This window comes from Aeromonas sp. R10-2 (genome assembly GCF_040908445.1).
GTDB lineage: Bacteria > Pseudomonadota > Gammaproteobacteria > Enterobacterales > Aeromonadaceae > Aeromonas > Aeromonas veronii.
Genome location: NZ_JBFODS010000095.1, coordinates 1 through 2,803 on the forward strand (window position 1 = coordinate 1; position 2,803 = coordinate 2,803).

1 protein-coding gene and 2 pseudogenes are annotated in these 2,803 nt (G+C 49.2%); all 3 read right to left on the reverse strand.

Going from position 1 to position 2,803, the window contains the following annotated elements:
- Nucleotides 1–727, reverse strand: a pseudogene (locus AB5Y97_RS18350) (IS1634-like element ISAs25 family transposase); the annotation flags it as partial.
- 377 nt (nt 728–1,104) lie between these two features.
- Nucleotides 1,105–1,911: a hypothetical protein gene (locus AB5Y97_RS18355; RefSeq protein WP_368158665.1), complete on the reverse strand. Its 807-nt coding sequence runs from the start codon at nt 1,909–1,911 to the stop codon at nt 1,105–1,107.
- 12 nt (nt 1,912–1,923) lie between these two features.
- Nucleotides 1,924–2,803 (reverse strand): annotated as a pseudogene (locus tag AB5Y97_RS18360) (IS1634-like element ISAs25 family transposase); the annotation flags it as partial.

Here is a 2,803-nt window from a genome sequence, read left to right on the forward strand (position 1 = left end):
CCCGGGTCACAAATAGTTGCTGCTGTTGCGCCAGTAATTGCAAGGTATCGGCGCAGTACAGTGCGGCATCGCCGACCAGATAACGGCACTCCTGCGCGGCCTTGAGACTGCTCAAATGGCGACGAACGGTCTGGGCAAAGGCTTTGGTGTCATTACTATTGCCGCTCAGGGCCTGCATATAGACAGGTAGGCCGGCCTGATTTTCACAGATGAGCTCAAGGATCACTTGATTCAGCTCTGGCCGGTGATCACGACTATAACCACGCACCAGTTGCAGCTTACCGACCAGATCCCCATCGGCACAGTCATAGGCGCCATCGACGTGGAAGCTGGTAATATCGAGGTGCACTGCGGTGCTTTTGAGCCCCAGCCGCTCGACAACTTGCGCCGCCATCACCTGATACAAGGCGCTGACATCGGCCTCAAAGAGGGCATCGAGACAGCGACCGAGCACATCATCATTGAGGTCATCAGCACAGATCCCGGGGCCAATCAGGCGCTCAACCGGCTTGTTAGCGAAGAATTGCGGGAACATGTGCAGGGTGCTGCTGTGAAAGCCGAGGCCGTTCACTATCATGGCGACCAAGGCTTCACCATGTGAGACCTTGAAAGGCGGGGTTTTGGGGAGCAAGGCATCGATCATGCGGGCAATGCCCAGTTCCTGGCAGAGTGCGGCGACCAAACCAAGGTGATCGAGGTTACGGATCGAGATAGCGGGTGCGGCCATGATGATCTACCTGCAAAAGAGAGTAATAGATCAGAACGGCCGATCGCCGTCAAGCACTGAAAATAGCAAAATCAGGTGCGGAATGACGGATATAAAACGGGGAGACCTGAAGAATCGGGGCGCAAATCGCCCCTTTTATTGCTTTGGCGAGGAATAGCGCTTAGCCACACCACCCCAGCGAATTGACGAAGAGACGTAGGGTGCAATAAGTGCAGAGCATTGCACCATTTGCAGAGCGGCTATTGAGCAAGCTATAAGGAACAAAAGTAGAGGTGCAATTTCATTGCACCCTACGGTAATTACCGCATAACAATGTAATCACACAAGCCACCGCATGATAAAATGCCACGCGCTGGCTGTCCCTCATGAAGAGTTTGTTAGCACTTGTAGCCGAATGGGTTTTCAAAGGTAAACTGAACCTTTGTATGAAGATTTAAAGCCAAATCAACAGTGCAATTTTTAAAGAAATATTCTTCATAACCATCTTCCCAGCTCATTGATGATATTTGAGCATAATCGTCTAGCAAGAAACCAGCATTATACTTAAACAACAAAGCTTGAATGTACAGACATGAGGCCCTACAAGCATGAAATAATAAGGAGATGAGCTTATTTCTACTAATTTCAGTTCCACTCCAGTACTCAGGGTTATCCAAAATTGGGAAAATGCCATGTGCTACATAATTTCGCAAATTCCTAACCAGGTGTAAACCATAACTATAATCAGTAACCTTTGATCCTTTCATACCCGATAAAGATGATTTAAATATGGACTGATAGTAATCAAATGCAACCGTTAGATTTGATATTGAGTGTTCGAAGTTCAATGGCAATTCTGAGCTTTTAAGCTCATCAACCAGTACCGTAGCTCGTAAACTAGCATCTCTTAACTTTTTGCGTTCATCCAGCTTAGCTATAGATGGAATCAATAAATAATAACCATCAACAAACCTATATAATTCTTCTAGCGCATTCGATACAAAAATGAAGCGAGTAAGTGCTGTAGAATATGCGGTATAGTGCTTTGAGTTCGAGTCATATTCATCTGCAATTGGGCGACAATACATAGCAGCGTTATCATCGCCAAACTTCCATGAATTTATTTTTACAACTTCTAATTCTGCTGCTAGCTTCAACCAGTCACTAACGACCTTAGTTTCTACCATGCGCTTAACATCCGACATTCCGCACCTGATTTAGGAATAAATTTGCCGATAGCGCTCACCCAATACCTCCAAAATGATCTGCTGGTCTCCTGTTAGCTCCGTTACTTGTGGCGGAGCTTCTCCCAGTCGATATTCATGGATGCCACCAAAGCGCAAAAAGATCCAACGGGCCGTCGGCTGCTGGGTCGGTTTCTTTTTCATATCCGCCACACTGCGATTCTGCTCCACTAATCCCTGCCGGATCCGGTGCTCCAACGCTGCGTAAATCATCAGGCTACAGGTCATCACCATGAGCAACGCTTCAATCCGCTCCGGCTTTTTCAGGTACAGTGAGGAGGTTAAAAACTCCGGGCTCTTGAGAAAACGAAAGCCCCGTTCGACATTCTGCTGCGCTTTATAGGTGGCCAAAAGTTCGGCCATGGTCAGCGTATCGCTGTGGTCATTGGTCGCCAGGATGAACACCCCGGTCTGGTTGCGGGCCTCTTCAACGCAAGCCAGGCTAGTTGCCGCCAACCCAGTGATTTGAAACTGATGGCCAATTGGCTCTTCGCCACGCTTGGGTCTGCCACGTCCTGTATAAACGGGTTCACCTACCACTTCGGCATCCAGTTGCAGCAGCATCAAGCTGGCGGTAAAACAGCTCAACTCAGCTTGGGCATCCGCCTCACAAGCAAAGCGTCGGGCACACAATTTGGCGAAGGCTTTGAGCTCGCGGGTACTGTCTTTGAGCAGGTTTTTGGCCAATGTCTGCTGCTCGCGGTGGCTGGCTTGTTCGCTGCGCACCAGCAACCAACGTTGCGCGACCCCGGCATAATTCGCGTGTTGCCAACGGCCATGATAGCCATTGCCCAGAGCGGTCAGCGGTTGTGCACCTATGGTTGCCACGGCCTGCTTTGCCTCATTGAGAGTG

Excerpts from the sequence above, each read along its gene's own strand:
- AB5Y97_RS18355 (WP_368158665.1), bottom strand. The coding sequence starts at position 1,911 with ATGTCGGATGTTAAGCGCATGGTAGAAACTAAGGTCGTTAGTGACTGG.